The sequence below is a fragment of the Streptococcus sp. WM07 genome (genome assembly GCF_004570525.1).
In the GTDB taxonomy this organism is placed as follows: Bacteria; Bacillota; Bacilli; order Lactobacillales; family Streptococcaceae; genus Streptococcus.
On the sequence record NZ_SPPZ01000044.1, the window covers coordinates 1 to 16,067 of the forward strand.

Genomic DNA, 16,067 nt, shown 5'->3' on the forward strand with positions numbered 1-16,067 from the left:
TACATTTTTATCCCTAGAACAATTTGGTGAATAATAAAAATCATCAGAAATTCCAGTTGATTATTGGTTGTTTCTGATGATTTTTTAGGCATTTACACAGATTCTTCTGAGGTATGAATAATTTGGGGTAAAGGGAGGTGATATTAACTGGGGCTCTGTTCTGGGATACTGTGTTGGAGGTGCAATCATTGGTGGCGCATTTTCAGGAGGTCTTGCAGCTGGAGTTGGCTGTGTTGTGGGTGGAGGAAAGGTGATTATAGGTGGGCTATAAAAATCTGCTTTTCTTAATACTATTCTTGCCCAGCTTGCTGATAATATTATATGGAATGAAGAAAAAAGAGCGTAAACTAGTTATTGCTGGGGTGATCCCCCTTCTGTCCCTACTATCATCAATTATTGTTGATTGGATTTTTGGGTGAGAAATTATATCTTTAGTAGACGTGTTCAAATTAATATTTTAAACCTTGAAATTTTTTCAGTTGGTGTTAAAACGGCCAGTAGTTGGAGGATTAATTGCATATGATCTAAGAAGGGGAAGAATAAAGGTTGAAAAGGGTTATTAGCTTGGGATTGATAAGAGGATATTGGTAGTATTCTATTTCTCTAGTCTCCTGCCCTGCTTTTTTAATTCATGTGATTTCTGAATTTCGTTGTGGGGAAGGCTTATTTACCTAGATCAATTATCTCACAATTGATATTTTGATTCGGATTAGCTTCTTCTCACTCCTGCAGATTTTTTATTCTTTTTCAACTGCTTAATTTGTTGCTTAGTTATTTTACTTATTGGAACTTAGCTCGAAAAGGCGCCATCAAGCGGAGCCTTGGAAATGCTAACGGTAATACTTGAGTGGTAGAGAGGCAATCAGAGTTCTTGACTTAGTCTAGATTCTGACTGCTTTTTATGTAGTATGGAGATGGTTCCTTAGGAATTCCTTATGGTTTGGAATGTTGGTTGCTCGTCTAGATAAATTATATATATATATGCCTAAAAAGAAATACTTTACAGAATATAGAGTAAATGGTACTATTGAAGAGACTATAGAATTGCCAGCTTAGGCTCCAATCTTATATTGCATCACCAATCAATGGATAGAAGGAGAGTATATTACGCATTATGAAGAAATATACGTTTAATCGTCAGGTTCAGCGCTTCTCGCTTCGGAAGTACTCTTATGGTACAGCATCTGTACTATTAGGGACTTTTCTTTTTGCAGGGCAAAATGTTCAAGCAGATAGTGCTGCACCAGTAGACACAGATTCTACACCAGCATCAGCCTCTGCAGAATCGACGGCCCCTCAAGAGGCATCTGTATATGTGGCAGAGCCTGTATTACCAGCAACTCCTAGGGTTTTAGAAGTAGAAGCGACACCTGTTCCTGAGGCTTCTACTGTTGAAACTACAGAAGATTCTGCGAAAAAACCTGCACCAGTAGAGGCGGATTCCACATCTGTAAATGCAGAGAGTGTTGAAGTACCGACTGACAAGGAGCAGCCAGCAGGGACTTCGGCTTTTCGTTCTGCAGTTTTACGGGCAGCACAGCCAGGCGAAGTTCAGGTATATAGTCAGAGTCAGAGTTTCTCCGACAAACCGGGTGGAACGATTTCGGACTTTAAGGGTTATGTGGTAAAGAGTGCCCACACGCCGACAACGGATAATATCCGTTTTGAGTTTGATTATACGCCAACGATTGCAGCGGGACGGACTAGTGAGGTTCCCTTTGTATTTTCTATTAGTCACGCAGCCAACTTTAAAATATTGCAAAATAGTCTTAAGGTGAATGGACAGAGTGTTCCGTTTTACAAGACCGATAGAGGTTTCGAATTTTATTGGTCTCCAAGTCAGAAAGTCCGTATCGGTCAGAAAAATAGAGTGGAATTTATTGCTCAAGCGGTGACACGTTCAATTCAGTATAGTAATATTAGCCCAGTAATTGGTACAGCTAATACAGGAACGTACAAGCAATTCTTCGATCCGTTATCTGGGGAAGCCATTGTTCGGAATACAACTACTGGTTCTGTAAAACTCGATTATAAAACATTCTTAGAAACGATTGAGGAAATTGAGGGACCTAAGGTACCGGAGCCTAAGGTTGAAACTTCTGCAATTCCGTTTACAACAGAATACAAGGCAGATGAAAGCCTAGAGGTTAATACTCAAGCGACAGAGCGTGAGGGTGTAGACGGTGAGCAGACAGTCACGACTACCTACAAAAAAGAAGGTACAGAGATTGCTGAAACCAAGGGTGAGCCAGTCGTTACCAAAGAACCGGTTGCGAAGATTGTTAAAGTTGGTACGAAGCCAACTGTTGTAACAGAAACAATCGAGTTTAAGACAGTTTATCAAGATGATCCAAGCATGAAGCCAACTGATCCAGAAGTGGTTGTCACGGAAGGAAAAGCGGGTCAAAAGACAACGACTACAACGTATCGCTTAGATGAGAAGACAGGAACCGTCACTCCGAATACACCAACTGAGGAAGTTGTTGTAGCAGCAGTGGATCGTGTGATTCGCCGTGGGAGTGGAGAAGTACGCTCGATTCCTTTCAAAACAGTATATATTGCTAATGATAAGTTAGAAGTTGGAACACAAAATATTCTTCAAGAAGGAGTAGAGGGTAGTGAAAAAAATACGTTCCATGCTCAGACAGGGAATGGTCGTATAGAGATTACTCCTAATTCAAAAGAGAATGTAGAAGTGATTAGCAAGCCACAGGTTATTATTGTCTTGGTTGAAAATTCTCCAGGTATGCTTTTGGATGATGTCAATAAGTTGTCTCCACTATGGGACAATCTCAAAGATGGTGATAAACTATTGTGGATTAGGGCAGGTCGTATTCCAGAAACGTTTGAGAATGCGAAAGCTAGTTTTTCTGTTAAAGGTACGGATGCTAGTATCAAGGCACTGGAATCTGTAGGGGATATTTCAGCAAAAGATATTCCTACCCGTTATGGCTTGAGTCCAGAAGAGATTGCTGGTGCGGACTTACGTCTTGAAACCGATCTTTATACAACCAATAGTAGTGTTTTAAATAAAAATACATCCCTTAAAGCACTTTTAAATTCAGTTGGATCTCGGACGATTTCTGTTAATAGTCGAGAGAGAGATGCTTGGGCGAATAGACGTTATCGGCATGCAGAAGCTTCGCTAAAAGAAGCAGGATTTACTTATAAGATTGATAATATAGAAGGTTTGTTGAGTGTGCAACCTAAGACAGAAAGACAAACTGTCATCACTTATAAGCCAATGCTTATTTCTATAGGTGATCCTTCAGGTCAATTACAGGTTAAATCAGCGAGCCTAGTTGTAGGAGATGAGAAAATTTCATTACCGATTGATGGAGGAAAAGTTAAGAGTGAGTATACGCCTTCAAATTCGGATAAATTGACGATTGACTATACTGTTGAAGGAGTTGCTACGACACCTGGTACTGTCACTGCTACAATCAGCTCAGATGGTCAAGAAGTAGCGAATGCGTCTACCCCATACGATGTCAAATCAAGTCTGGAGAAAGTGGATCCAGTGAATCGACAAGTAGAGGTAGGGGTCAAACCTAAAGTTGAAGTGACTACTATTGCCTTTGAGACGACTTATGAAGAAGATCCAAATATGAAGGCGACAGATCCAGAAGTGGTTGTCACAGAAGGAAAAGAGGGTCAAAAGACTGTTACAACAACTTATAGCTTGGATGAAAAGACAGGGTCTGTAACTCCAAATGCCCCAACTGAAGAAGTTGTAGCAGCAGTGAACCGAGTTGTTCGTCGTGGTGTCGGCCAAGAAAGTAAGATTGCCTTTGAAACCACTTATGTAGCCAATGAGAATTTGGAAGCTGGCCAACAAGAAGTTGTGACAGAAGGTGTGGAAGGTGTCCGTCAGCCGAATGGTACAGTTTCTCAAGAACCTGTTACAAAAGTCGTTCAAGTTGGAACTAAGCCAAAAGTTGAAGTGACTACTATTGCCTTTGAGACGACTTATGAAGAAGATCCAAATATGAAGGCGACAGATCCAGAAGTGGTTGTCACAGAAGGTAAAGCGGGTCAAAAGACCGTTACAATAACTTATAGTTTGGATGAAAAGATAGGAGCTGTGACTCCAAATGCCCCAACTGAAGAAGTTGTAGCAGCAGTGAATCGGGTTATTCGCCGTGGTACAGGTCAAGAAAGCAAGATTGCCTTTGAGACTCTCTATTTGGCAAGTTCAGATTTAGAAGCTGGTAAACAACAGGTAGTGACTGCTGGGGTTGAAGGTATCCGTCATCCAAATGGTCAAGTGACCTTGCTTCCTGTGAACCAGGTTATCCAAGTGGGTGTGAAACCAAAAGTTGAAGTGACTACTATTGCTTTTGAAACGGTTTATCAAGATGATGCCAGCATGAAGGAAACAGACCCAGAAGTGGTTGTCACAGAAGGTAAAGACGGTCAGAAGACGGTTACAACAACCTATAGCTTGGATAGCAAGACTGGTCAAATCAGTGACAATACCCCAACAGAAGTTCTTGTTTCAGCAGTGAGTCGAGTGATTCGCCGTGGTACAGGTCAAGACAGTAGCTTGCCATTTAAGACAGTTTACTTGGCTACAACTAGTCTAGATGCTGGTCAGAAGCAAGTTGTATCAGCTGGAGTTGAGGGCGTTCGCCATCCAAACGGTAGCATTACCAAAGAAGCGGTGGCTGAATTGATTCAGGTGGGTGTGAAACCTCTTGTAGTTGTAGAAACACTTCCATACCAAACGGTTTACCAAGAGGATAGCCAGATGAAGGCGACAGATGGTGAAGTTTTGGTTCAAGCTGGACAAGCTGGTCAAAGACGTACAACAACAACCTATGTTCTCGATGAGAAAACAGGTTTGGTGACAGCTCAGCCCCCAGTAGTTGAAGAAGTGGCAGCCCGTGATCAAGTGATTAAGCGTGGTGTTGGTCAAGAGACTGCTATTCCATTTACGACAGTTTACTTGGCAACAGCAGAGCTAGAAGCAGGTCAGAAGCAAGTTCTAGTAGCTGGTCAGGCTGGTCTTCGCCATCCAAATGGTAGTGTCTTGAAAGAAGCAGTTGCTGAGTTGGTTCAAGTCGGTGTGAAACCGCTAGTAGTTGTAGAAGCACTTCCATACCAAACGGTTTACCAAGAAGATGCCAGCATGTTAGCGACTGATTCAGAAGTCTTGGTTCAAGCTGGACAAGCAGGTCAGAGAAGTACAACGACCACCTATGTTCTCGATGAGAAAACAGGTTTGGTGACAGCTCAAACCCCAGTAGTGGAAGTCACAGCAGCCCGTGATCAAGTGATTAAGCGTGGTGTTGGTCAAAACACAGAAATTCCATTTACGACAGTTTACTTGGCAACAACAGAGTTGGAAGCAGGTCAGCAGCAAGTTCTAGTAGCTGGTCAAGCTGGTCTTCGTCATCCAAATGGTAGCGTGACACGAGAAATGCTTCCAGCTATGATTCAAGTGGGTACGAAACCACTGGTGGTGACAGAGGTTCTGAAGAATCAAACAGTTTATCAAGAAGATGCTAGCATGTTAGCGACTGATCCAGAAGTTGTGGTGCAAGCCGGTCAAGCTGGTCAACGTGTCAGCACAACGGCTTATAGCTTGGATCTTGCCACTGGTAAGGTGAAAGCCTTGGCACCAGTTGTTGTAGAAACAGCAGCGGTTGACCGTGTCATTAAGCGTGGTGTTGGTCAAACGACAACACTTCCATTTGCAACCCACTATGTAGCAGACGCTAGTCTAGCAGCAGGTGAGAAGAGTGTTCGGATTGCCGGCCAAGCTGGTCTTCGCCATCCAAACGGCAGCATCATCAAGGAAGTGGTCGCTCAGATTGTAGCTGTGGGAACTCGTCCAAGTCAACGGACTGAAACTGTAGCTTACTCAACTCGTTACCTAGAAGCTAAGGATATGGTAGCGAATAGCCGTCGTACCTTGGTTGAAGGTCAGACTGGTCAGAAGACTTATACAGTCTTGTATGTCTTGGATTCAGCGACAGGTGAAGTTACCGCTCAGCCAGAAACCGAATCCTTGACGATGAAAGCCTTGGCGGAAGTGATTGAAGTTGGTGTACAACCTTCTACAAGAACAGCAGATGTAGCCTTCGCAACGGTTTATCAAGAAGACCTTGAGATGGAAGCTGGCAAGCAGTCGGTGGCACAGACAGGTCAATTAGGTCTTGATACCTATACAACGATGTATATCTTGGATACAGCAACTGGTCAGGCTGTCGCTCAACCAGAAACAGTAGAGCGAACTACTCAACCAGTTACTCAGCTTGTTCGAGTTGGCGTGAAGCCATTGGTGGTTGAAACTGAGTTAGGCTTTGAGACTGTTTACCAAGAAGATCCGAAGATGTTGCCAACAGATAAAGAAGTTGTGCTTGTTGAGGGTCGTGTTGGTAAAGAGACACGGACAATTCGGTATGTCTTGAATATTCAAACAGGTCAAGTGACTGCCCAAGAGCCACTAGTTGAACGGGTCGAGGCAGTGAACCGTGTGGTGAAACGTGGTGTTGGTCAAACTAGCCCAATCGCCTTTAAGGTCATCTATAAAGGTGATGTGACTCTGGAAGCTGGTAAGCGTCTTGTAGACCAAGAAGGTCAAGAGGGAGTCCGCCATCCAGATGGATCTGTTTTGAAAGAAGCAGTTGATCAGTTGATTCGCGTTGGTCTAAAACCAGTTGAGACAGTTGTTGAGATTCCATTTGAGGAGAAAGTAGTCGAAGATCCGACACTTCCATTGGGTCAAATCTGTGTTGAAGTTGAGGGTGTAGCCGGTAAAGAAATCAAGCGGATTACTTATACTCTTGATCCTGAGACAGGTGAAGTTACAGCTCATGAGACAGTTGAAACGGTTGCGGCAGTGACTCGTCTTGTCCGCAAGGGTACCAAGGTGGCAGAAGTTTGCCCACCAGAAGCCCCAGTTGTTGAGGCAGCTCCTCAAGAAGCTGAGGTTAAGGTTCTTCCAAATACAGGTACTAGCGATTCTGCAGGTCTCCTTCTAGCTGGAGGTTTGGCAGGATTAGCAGGTCTTGGATTGGCCGCTAAAAAACGGGAAGAAGATTCCTTATAATCATAAATGATTGAAGAGACTAGGTAAAAGCTAGTCAATAACTGAAAACCATAGGTAGATTGTACTTGTTCTTCGTCAAGTAATGCCAATCTGCCTGTGGTTTTTTATGTTTTATACAGGGCTAACCTTCTTTGATAATAGTCTACAAATTGCTTTACAGAACCTGTTTTATGAGTTTCAGGAATGTTTCAAGCAAGGGCTATGTAGTTCTAGGCAGGTCAGGAAATGATCGAGCTTGCTGATTTTTTAGTAAACCCCTTAATCAATAAAGGTTGACAGTTTTTTTGGTTTTCGTTATAGTGGGTATCAAAAGAAGTAGCGGGGTATAGGTTTACCAGAACCAAGACAATCGATGATGAATCGGATGATTCTCTTAGGTTGTTTATACCTGTTTTTAAAGGAGCTCAGAATGTTCACAATACGAGATATTACTAAGATTGGCTTTATGACTAGTCTGCTGATTGTACTAGGTTTGCTTCCGGCAATTCCACTAGGATTTATTCCTGTCCCAATCGTTTTTCAAAATCTTGGGGTTATGCTGGTTGGAGCGACTTTAGGAGCGAAAAAAGGGACTTTTACCATGTTGCTTTTTTTTCTGCTTGGTATGGTGATTCCCGTTTTTTCAGGAAAATCTACGACCTTTGCTGCACTAGCTGGTCCAACTGCAGGCTATCTTTTGGCCTGGGCTTTGGTTCCCTTATTCATGGGACTGATTCTCTCAAGGATTGAGCGAGTCATTTTTCCGATCCTTTTCTTGGTTACGATTCTGATTGGAGTTATCTTTGTGGATCTTCTAGGTTCGATTTGGCTATCTCATGTAACGAATATGCCTCTTAGTCAATCCCTGATTTCCAATCTGGCCTTCATTCCCGGAGATCTCTTAAAGGCTTTTGTTGCAAGTTTGATAGCCTTTCGTCTTTCTAATGGGGAGCTATAATTATGAAAACTTATGAAAAAATATTTCAAGAACTCTTAACTGCTACAGATTTTATGAGTGGAGAAGCACTGGCAGAACAACTTCAACTATCACGCGCAGCGATTTGGAAAGCTATCAAACAGCTGGAAAAGCAGGGGATTGTGATTGACAGTCTGAAGAATAGGGGCTATCGTTTGCTAGCTGGAGATATCTTATTACCAGAAGTTATTACAAATCGGACAGGCCTTGCTGTTTATTATCATGTAACGAGTGCCTCAACACAAGTCGATGCTAAGCAAGGCATTGAGGCTGGAAATCCTAGTCCTGCCCTCTATTTGGCTTCCAGTCAAACAGCAGCACGCGGACGATTCTCCCGCCCTTTTTTTGCTGCTGAACAGGGCGGGATTTACATGAGTCTCCACCTAGAACCGCAGGTTCCTTTTGGCCAACTTCCCAGCTATACCCTCTTGATTGCAGCGAGTATTGTGAAGGCGATTCAAAATCTGGCAGGAATAGATACGAGTATTAAATGGGTGAATGATATATATCTTGGGAATAAAAAAATTGCGGGTATTCTGACAGAGGCCATCTCAGATGTTGAGACTGGAACCGTCGCTCACATTATTATCGGAGTCGGAATTAATTTTTTCATTTCAGATTTTCCAAAGGAATTAGAAAGTAAAGCAAGCTCTCTTTTTACTAGTCAGCCCCCGATAACTAGAAATGATTTGATTACTGAAATTTGGCGAATCTTTTTTACCAGTAATCACGAAGATCTTTTTGAACTCTACAAAAAACATTCCCTAGTCCTCGGTCATGAAATTAGCTATCAATCGCAAGGGCAGAGCTGGACTGCTACAGCAGTTGATGTTTTAAAAACGGGGGAGTTAGTTGTTGAAACGAGTACAGGGCTCCAAAAACTTTCCAGTGGAGAAATTAGTCTTATTAAGTGGTAAAAAATACAGGTAGAATGTCCAACTGTTCTACCTGTATTTTTGCTTGGAAATAGGGTTTTATGGGCTGACTGTACTTGTTTTTTAATTCTTTTATACTTCAAATAATTTATAGGTTAAAATTAAAAAATTGTAAAAAATTCTTGAGAATTTAATGAGCTTGTGTTAAAGTAGCTAATAAGGTTTGATAATCAAACCATTTAAAAATAAAGAGAAAGGGTTTTTATGGTCTATTATGGAATTCTGATGGAAAAAACGGATGGGATTGCAAGATTGACTTTCAATCGGCCAGAGGTGGGGAATGGATTTAATATCCCCATGTGTGACAGTATTTTAGAAGCCCTAGCGGATATCGCAAGAGATAAATCTTTAAGAGCCCTAGTGATTCAGGCAGCTGGAAAGGTTTTTTCTGTTGGTGGTGATCTGGTTCAAATGAAAGAAGCGGTCGATAAGGACGAGATCGATTCTCTGGTTCGTATAGCAGAACAGGTAAACGAGATTTCCTTGGTCTTAAGAAAATTAGGCATTCCAGTCATTATGGTTGTAGATGGTCCGGTTGCTGGTGCAGCCTTTAATATGGTCTTAGCTTCGGATTTTTGTATTGCCTCAGAAAAATCGAAGTTTATTCAAGCTTTTGTGGGAGTTGGTCTAGCTCCAGATGCAGGAGGTTTGTTTCTGTTGACCCGTTCAATTGGAATGAATCGAGCAACGCAAATTACCATGACAGGTGAGGCTATTTCTGCAGAGAAAGCCTTAGATTGGGGATTTGTCTATAAAGTTTGCGAAAGTGAGCAATTAGAGAAAGCAGTCGAACAACTCTTGAAAAAGTTAGCTAGAGGCTCTAAAAATACCTACCGAGCCATTAAGGCCTTGGTCTGGGAAAGTGAATGTTCCGCTTGGGAAGACTATGCTAAGCTAGAGCTATCCTTGCAAAAGGAATTGGCTTTTACAGAAGATTTTAAGGAGGGTGTGAGAGCTCATTCAGAGCGACGCCGTCCAAAATTTTTGGACAAATAGTTTTATAATCAAATTATTTTATAATAAAACCTTGCAAGATGATTCATTGTTTGTTATAGTTTGATTATCAAATTTTTGACAAAAAGAATAGTTGTAGGAGGCCCATCATGGATTATCAACAAATCAATGATTACTTGGTTGATATTTTCAATAATGTTTTAATTATTGAGGAGAATAGTTTAAAAACGAGTCGCTTTAAGGATCTATCAATTAAGGAAATGCATACCATTGATGAGATTGGTAAAAAACCAGATGTAACTCCAAGTGAAATTGCAGAAACACTCATGGTGACTCTGGGAACTGTGACCACCAGTCTTAATAAGCTTGAGGCAAAGGGATATATTGTGAGAACACGGTCCACAATTGACCGCCGTGTGGTTCATCTAGGACTAACCAAGAAAGGACGACTGATTTACAGACTGCATAGAAGGTTTCACCGTGCCATGGTCACCCGGATTACGGATGGTATGGAGCCAGCAGAACTGGAGGTCATGCAACGGGGATTGAAAAAACTACATCAATTCTTAGAGGAGCTTAAATAATGGCTTTTGCAAGAATTAGCCAAGTGGCTCATTATGTTCCTGATAATATTGTCACCAATGATGATTTATCAAACATTATGGATACTTCGGATGAGTGGATTAGGAATCGAACAGGAATTCGCTCTCGTCGTCTTTCAATGGGGCAACAGACCAGTGACTTAGCGAGTGAGGTAGCCTATCAGTTACTGGCAAAATCAGGATATACAGCCGACGAGCTAGACTTTGTTTTAGTGGCGACCATTACACCTGATTCGAATATGCCATCAACTGCAGCTCGTGTCCAAGCAAATATCGGTGCTGTCAATGCTTTTGCTTTTGATATCTCCGCTGCTTGTTCCGGTTTTGTGTTTGCTTTGGCAACGGCTGAAAAGTTTATTCAATCAGGGACCTCTCAAAAAGGTTTGGTTATTGGTGCTGAAGTATTTTCCAAGGCACTTGATTGGACGGATCGTCGGACAGCGGTGCTCTTTGGTGATGGTGCTGGTGGCGTTTTGATTGAACAGTCAGAGACGAATCATTTTTTAGCTGAAAAACTCTACACTGATGGTAGTAAAGTTGGCTTGGAGTCAGGAATGACACGTCTGCATCATCCTTTCTATCAAGGGGAAGAAGTTAACCCCTACTTGCAGATGGATGGACGAGCAATCTTTGATTTTACGATTAAGACGGTTTCTCAGAGTGTGAAAGACATGATTGAGAAGATGGGAGAACCTGATTTTCTCCTCTTGCATCAAGCTAATATCCGTATTTTGGATAGGATGGCAAAAAAAATTGGTGTTCCACGGGAGAAATTTTTGGCCAACATGCAGCAGTATGGGAATACTTCGGCGGCCTCTATTCCCATTTTGCTTTCCGAAAGTGTGAGTGCTGGAGTGATTTCTATGAAGGGGCACCAAAAAATTCTGTTTTCAGGATTCGGTGGTGGATTAACCTGGGGAAATATCCTTGTGTTACTGTAGTTAGATATTTATTTAAAAGGAGAAAAATAATGGCAGTGTTTGAAAAAGTACAAGAAATTATCGTTGAAGAACTTGGTAAAGAAGCAGAAGAAGTGACGATGGAAACAACATTTGAGGAGCTTGATGCAGATTCATTGGATGTTTTCCAAGTCATTTCAGAAATTGAAGATGCTTTTGAAATCCAAATTGAAACCGAAGATGGTTTAAATAATGTTGGCGATTTAGTGGCTTACGTTGAGGAAAAAACAAAATAATACTAGACTTCAAAATCTGAATATGAGAATCCTCTTTCCGAAATTTTAAAAGTAACAAGGTCCGTTGGAGCTTGTAGATATTTTTTATTGATAAAGGTGACAAGATTAATCCAATTTTTGGGCTTAATCTCCAGTTCAGATTGCGAACTGTTGTGTGTATACAAGAATCGAGGTTGCGAATGTTCCTTATTGAAAATCTTCGTTTGATTTTCGGTGAGGATCAGATCCAACCTTTCTTCTTAAAAAATACTTTAATTATCAAAGTATTTTTTAAGAAGAAATCTATAAGGTAGGGAAAATGAAAACAAAGATTACAGAGTTGTTGGGAATCACATACCCAGTTTTCCAAGGGGGAATGGCTTGGGTTGCGGATGGAGATTTAGCGGGAGCAGTATCAAATGCGGGTGGTCTTGGTATTATTGGTGCTGGGAATGCTCCTAAAGAGGTTGTTCAGGCAAATATTAACAAGGTTAAAGCCATTACGGATAAACCTTTTGGTGTGAATATTATGCTTTTGTCTCCGTTTGCGGACGCTATTGTGGACCTGGTTATTGAAGAAGGGGTCAAGGTGGTTACAACTGGTGCAGGAAATCCAGGAAAATACATGGAGCGTTTTCACCAGGCTGGAATCAAGGTAATCCCGGTTATTCCTTCAGTTGCTTTGGCCAAGCGGATGGAGAAACTTGGGGCTGATGCTGTGATTGCAGAAGGTATGGAGGCAGGAGGTCATATTGGAAAATTGACTACGATGACCTTGGTTCGTCAAGTTGTGGATGCTGTCTCGATTCCAGTGATTGCTGCAGGAGGGATTGCGGATGGTTATGGGGCTGCGGCAGCTTTCATGCTGGGAGCAGAAGCGATCCAGGTTGGGACACGTTTTGTGGTCGCAAAAGAATCCAATGCCCATCCGAATTATAAAGAAAAAGTTTTGAAAGCGAAGGATATTGATACGGTTGTCTCAGCTTCAGTTGTAGGCCATTCGGTACGTTCGCTAAAAAATAAATTGACGACAGCTTATGCCCATGCGGAAAAAGAGTTCTTAGCAGGAACCCGCTCTGCAGATGAGGTTGAAGAACTTGGTGCCGGTGCTCTGAGGAATGCGGTTGTCGACGGTGATGTTGTGAATGGTTCTGTTATGGCGGGGCAAATTGCCGGTCTGGTCCAGAAAGAAGAGACCTGTCAAGAAATTGTAGAGGATTTAGTGACGGGTGCTCGCAAGGCTATTTTAGAAGAAGCGAGACGTTGGGGAGAATAAGGAAAGGGACTATGTCAAAAAAAGCATTTTTATTTGCCGGTCAAGGGTCTCAAAAACTGGGGATGGCGAGTGATTTGTATGCCACTTATCCCATTGTTGAAGAGACCTTTGATAGAGCTAGTCAGATTTTAGGTTATGATTTGCGGTCCTTGATTGATGGAGATGACGTGAAGTTGCATCAAACGCGTTATACTCAACCGGCTATTCTTGTAACCTCTCTGGCCATCTATCGATTATTAGCTGAATATGGGGTGTTGCCAGATATCGTAGCTGGCCTATCCTTAGGAGAATATTCGGCCTTAGTGGCTAGTGGGGCTTTGGCTTTTGAAGATGCAGTAGCTCTTGTAGCCAAACGTGGAGCCTATATGGAAAGTGCAGCTCCAGCTGGTAGTGGAAAAATGGTAGCTGTCCTAAATACGGAGCGAGACTTAATTGATGAAGTTTGTCAAAAGGCTTCTGAAATAGGGATTGTTAGCCCAGCCAATTACAATACGCCAACTCAGATTGTGATTGGTGGGGAAGTAGCTGCTGTTGACGAGGCACTTAGCTTGTTGAAAGAAAGAGGTGTCAAGCGTCTGATTCCTTTAAATGTCTCAGGTCCTTTTCATACAGCTCTCTTGAAGCCAGCTTCTGAGCAGTTAGCCATTGATTTGGAGCAAACTTCCTTTTCAACTTTTAAGATTCCATTAGTTGGAAATACAGAAGCCAAGATTATGGAATCCGATCAGATTCGAAGTTTGTTGGCTCGCCAAGTTATGGAGCCGGTTCGTTTTTATGATTCAATCACCGTGATGAAAGACTTTTGTGTTGATGAAGTCATAGAAATCGGCCCTGGTAAGGTATTGTCTGGTTTTTTGAAAAAAATAGACAAGAACCTTCCTACCACATCGGTTGAGGATAGGGAAAGTTTTGAAGCACTGCTCAAGAAGAAGGGATCATGATGGAAATTCAAAAGAAAAATGTCTTTGTAACTGGTTCGACACGCGGTATTGGTTTAGCTATTGCCCATAAATTTGCTAGTTTAGGAGCCAATGTTGTGTTAAATGGTCGTTCAGCAATTTCAGATGATTTACTAGGCCAGTTTTCAGATTATGGTGTCAAAGTGGTGGCGATCGCAGGTGACGTCTCAAATGCTGTGGATGCAGAGCGCATGCTAGCGGAAGCAACAGAAGCTCTAGGAACTGTGGATATCCTTATCAATAATGCGGGAATCACCAATGATAAATTGACCTTGAAAATGACGGAGGAAGACTTTGAATCTGTCTTGAAAGTTAATTTAACGGGTTGTTTTAATATGACTAAAGCAGTCTTGAAGTCGATGATTAAGGCTCGTCAAGGTGCTATCATTAACCTGTCTTCCGTGGTAGGTTTGATGGGGAATATCGGTCAAGCTAATTATGCGGCTTCTAAAGCTGGTTTGATTGGATTCAGTAAATCTGTAGCCCGTGAAGTTGCGGCCCGGGGTGTCCGGGTAAACGTGATTGCCCCTGGATTTATCGAATCCGACATGACCGATAAAATATCAGACAAGATGAAGACTGCGATGATGGCACAGATTCCCATGAAAGCCTTTGGTCAGCCGGAGCAGGTTGCAGATGTAGCGGTATTCCTTGCCCAACAAGAGTATCTGACAGGTCAGGTGCTCGCGGTTGATGGCGGTTTGACGATGCAATAGAAGAGGTAGAAAATGACAAATAAGCGTGTGGTTGTAACAGGTTATGGTGTGACCTCTCCAATCGGAAATACACCAGAAGAGTTTTGGACTAGTCTTTATGAGGGAAAAATTGGGATTAAGCCCATTACAAAATTTGATATCTCAGAGATTGAGGTACGGAATGCTGGAGAGATTCAAGATTTTCCCTTTGATAAATATTTTGTAAAAAAAGATACCAATCGAATGGATCTCTATTCGCTCTATGCTATTTACGCTGCGATGGAAGCTTTGGAAAACGCCGGTTTAGACATGGAGCAGGTGGATCGTGATCGTACGGGAGTTATTGTCTCTTCAGGAATTGGTGGCTTACAGGAGCTTGAGGAACAGATTATTCGGATGAGTGAGCGTGGGATGAGGCGAATTAAACCCATGTTTATTCCCAAAGCTTTGTCAAATATGGGGGCTGGGAATATTGCGCTCAAAATTGGTGCTCAAGGAGTGTGTAAGTCCGTCACAACAGCCTGTGCCTCTGCAAATGATGCGATTGGGGAAGCCTTTCGAGAAATCAAGTATGGACATCAGGATGTGGTTTTAGCCGGTGGTTCAGAAGCTTCGATTACACAAATTGGGATTGGTGGCTTTAATGCCTTGACAGCTTTGTCGACTACAGAAGATCCAGCTCGTTCAGCGATTCCATTTGACAAAGACCGGAATGGCTTTGTTATGGGTGAAGGTGCAGGGGTGCTTGTGGTTGAGAGCCTTGAACATGCACAAAAACGGAATGCTAACATTTTAGCAGAGATTGTCGGCTATGGTTCCAATTGTGATGCCTACCATATGACCACGCCAACTCCAGATGGTTCTGGAGCAGCCAAGGCTATTAAGCTTGCACTTCGTGAAGCCAATATTCAACCCTCAGATGTTGATTATGTCAATGCTCATGGGACCTCAACACCAGCTAATGAGAAGGGAGAGAGTCAGGCGATTGTAGCAGTGCTTGGAACAGAGGTTCCGGTGTCTTCGACTAAATCCTTCACAGGTCATTTGTTGGGAGCAGCCGGTGCTGTTGAGGCTATTGCGACCATTGAAACGATGAGACATCAGTTTATTCCGAAGACAGCTGGCACGCGAGAACTATCTGATGACATTGAAGCAAATGTTGTTTATGGGCACGGGGTGGAAGCGGAAGTGAACTATGCGATTTCAAATACATTTGGATTTGGTGGGCATAATGCGGTCTTGGCCTTTAAACGTTGGGAGGACTAGGTATGAATATCCATGAAATTAAGGACTTGATGGCGCAATTTGATAGCTCCAGCCTCCGTGAATTTTCGTAAGCGCCCAATAACAGAGTATATTGACAAAACTCCAAGATTATAAGCAGATTGCTTTTAATCTTGGAGTTTTCTTTATCTACAATTCTCTTGGATTTTTGGAGCCCATGGTAAATAAGCCTCTAG

11 protein-coding genes and 1 pseudogene are annotated in these 16,067 nt (G+C 42.3%); all 12 read left to right on the forward strand.

Annotated features, from left to right (window positions below):
• Positions 1-1,114 precede the first annotated feature (1,114 nt).
• Positions 1,115-7,057, forward strand: a complete 5,943-nt coding sequence (locus E4T71_RS06375; RefSeq protein ID WP_135038208.1) for a G5 domain-containing protein — start codon at positions 1,115-1,117, stop codon at positions 7,055-7,057.
• Positions 7,058-7,466: 409 nt separating this feature from the next.
• A complete protein-coding gene (locus E4T71_RS06380) occupies positions 7,467-7,994 on the forward strand; it encodes a biotin transporter BioY (RefSeq protein ID WP_135038210.1) in 528 nt (175 codons plus the stop codon).
• A 2-nt stretch (positions 7,995-7,996) separates the two neighbouring features.
• Positions 7,997-8,929, forward strand: a complete 933-nt coding sequence (birA, locus tag E4T71_RS06385; protein WP_167758482.1) for a bifunctional biotin--[acetyl-CoA-carboxylase] ligase/biotin operon repressor BirA — start codon at positions 7,997-7,999, stop codon at positions 8,927-8,929.
• A gap of 222 nt (positions 8,930-9,151) precedes the next feature.
• Positions 9,152-9,943, forward strand: a complete 792-nt coding sequence (locus E4T71_RS06390; protein ID WP_135038214.1) for an enoyl-CoA hydratase — start codon at positions 9,152-9,154, stop codon at positions 9,941-9,943.
• A 107-nt stretch (positions 9,944-10,050) separates the two neighbouring features.
• On the forward strand, positions 10,051-10,485 hold the full coding sequence (locus E4T71_RS06395; protein WP_135038216.1) for a MarR family winged helix-turn-helix transcriptional regulator: 435 nt from the start codon (positions 10,051-10,053) through the stop codon (positions 10,483-10,485).
• Positions 10,485-11,444, forward strand: coding sequence for a beta-ketoacyl-ACP synthase III (locus tag E4T71_RS06400; protein WP_135038218.1), 960 nt, complete (start codon positions 10,485-10,487; stop codon positions 11,442-11,444). The genes E4T71_RS06395 and E4T71_RS06400 overlap by 1 nt, the downstream gene beginning before the upstream one ends.
• Positions 11,445-11,473: 29 nt before the next feature.
• Positions 11,474-11,698, forward strand: coding sequence for an acyl carrier protein (locus tag E4T71_RS06405; protein ID WP_135038220.1), 225 nt, complete (start codon positions 11,474-11,476; stop codon positions 11,696-11,698).
• Positions 11,699-11,996: 298 nt separating this feature from the next.
• On the forward strand, positions 11,997-12,953 hold the full coding sequence (gene fabK, locus E4T71_RS06410) for an enoyl-[acyl-carrier-protein] reductase FabK (protein WP_135038222.1): 957 nt from the start codon (positions 11,997-11,999) through the stop codon (positions 12,951-12,953).
• A gap of 11 nt (positions 12,954-12,964) precedes the next feature.
• Positions 12,965-13,894, forward strand: coding sequence for an ACP S-malonyltransferase (fabD, locus tag E4T71_RS06415; protein ID WP_135038224.1), 930 nt, complete (start codon positions 12,965-12,967; stop codon positions 13,892-13,894).
• Entirely contained in the window at positions 13,894-14,628 is a 735-nt protein-coding gene (gene fabG / locus E4T71_RS06420; protein WP_135038229.1) for a 3-oxoacyl-[acyl-carrier-protein] reductase, read from the forward strand. The genes fabD and fabG overlap by 1 nt, the downstream gene beginning before the upstream one ends.
• A 12-nt stretch (positions 14,629-14,640) precedes the next feature.
• On the forward strand, positions 14,641-15,873 hold the full coding sequence (fabF, locus tag E4T71_RS06425) for a beta-ketoacyl-ACP synthase II (RefSeq protein WP_135038226.1): 1,233 nt from the start codon (positions 14,641-14,643) through the stop codon (positions 15,871-15,873).
• Positions 15,874-15,875: 2 nt separating this feature from the next.
• A pseudogene (locus E4T71_RS06430) lies at positions 15,876-15,941 on the forward strand (acetyl-CoA carboxylase biotin carboxyl carrier protein); the annotation flags it as partial.
• Positions 15,942-16,067: the final 126 nt, after the last annotated feature.

Bases quoted from the DNA above. Each gene is read 5' to 3' on its own strand.
- E4T71_RS06375 (WP_135038208.1), top strand. From the start codon at position 1,115: ATGAAGAAATATACGTTTAATCGTCAGGTTCAGCGCTTCTCGCTTCGG.
- E4T71_RS06380 (WP_135038210.1), top strand. From the start codon at position 7,467: ATGTTCACAATACGAGATATTACTAAGATTGGCTTTATGACTAGTCTG.
- birA (WP_167758482.1), top strand. From the start codon at position 7,997: ATGAAAACTTATGAAAAAATATTTCAAGAACTCTTAACTGCTACAGAT.
- E4T71_RS06390 (WP_135038214.1), top strand. From the start codon at position 9,152: ATGGTCTATTATGGAATTCTGATGGAAAAAACGGATGGGATTGCAAGA.
- E4T71_RS06395 (WP_135038216.1), top strand. From the start codon at position 10,051: ATGGATTATCAACAAATCAATGATTACTTGGTTGATATTTTCAATAAT.
- E4T71_RS06400 (WP_135038218.1), top strand. From the start codon at position 10,485: ATGGCTTTTGCAAGAATTAGCCAAGTGGCTCATTATGTTCCTGATAAT.
- E4T71_RS06405 (WP_135038220.1), top strand. From the start codon at position 11,474: ATGGCAGTGTTTGAAAAAGTACAAGAAATTATCGTTGAAGAACTTGGT.
- fabK (WP_135038222.1), top strand. From the start codon at position 11,997: ATGAAAACAAAGATTACAGAGTTGTTGGGAATCACATACCCAGTTTTC.
- fabD (WP_135038224.1), top strand. From the start codon at position 12,965: ATGTCAAAAAAAGCATTTTTATTTGCCGGTCAAGGGTCTCAAAAACTG.
- fabG (WP_135038229.1), top strand. From the start codon at position 13,894: ATGGAAATTCAAAAGAAAAATGTCTTTGTAACTGGTTCGACACGCGGT.
- fabF (WP_135038226.1), top strand. From the start codon at position 14,641: ATGACAAATAAGCGTGTGGTTGTAACAGGTTATGGTGTGACCTCTCCA.